This is a genomic window from Streptomyces sp. MBT65 (assembly GCF_016612545.1).
Classification (GTDB): Bacteria; Actinomycetota; Actinomycetes; order Streptomycetales; family Streptomycetaceae; genus Streptomyces.
On sequence record NZ_JAENRY010000744.1, the window covers coordinates 1 to 530 of the forward strand.

Annotated in this window: 1 protein-coding gene and 1 pseudogene; both read right to left on the reverse strand. The window is 73.6% G+C overall.

What is annotated here, in order from left to right; translation table 11 throughout:
- Positions 1-197: pseudogene (locus JHN63_RS51920) on the reverse strand (hypothetical protein); the annotation flags it as partial.
- A 122-nt stretch (positions 198-319) separates the two neighbouring features.
- A partial coding sequence (locus tag JHN63_RS53790; RefSeq protein ID WP_234478986.1) for a hypothetical protein occupies positions 320-530 on the reverse strand: 211 nt, incomplete at its 5' end.

Here is a 530-nt window from a genome sequence, read left to right on the forward strand (position 1 = left end):
ACGTAGGTCTGCAGGGTGGTGCGCGCACTGCGCGGCGGCACCGCCCCCCACAGCTCCTCGACCAGCGCGGCCACCGGCACCACCTGATCGGCACGCAGGGCCAGCAGGCCCAGCACCCGCCGCGGCTTCGGCGCCGTCGGCACGACCGACACACCGTTCTCACGCACCGCCAGCGCACCCAGCACTTCGATGTCCACACTCAACTCCCCCACGAGGCCGCCACGACAGCAGGCACACGGCCCCGCACTCCGGGACCGCCAGACGCCCGGGCCGGCACAGCACCCGAACCCCTCGATAAAAAAACAGCACGGACGGTTTGTCAATGCGCGGGGGACATACCGCCCCACGGAGCGCACAGATCCGGCCAACCCGGCACCCGCCAGAACGCGGGCAGGACAGGAACGCAGAGCAGGGGTGCGGTACGGGAGGACCGCCCGGACGAGGCACCGGACGCGGGGTGGGTGTCGGGCGCGGACCGCTCGGATCGGACGAGGCTCGCGCGGGGCGCGGGCGCCGGGTGGGGCGCCGAG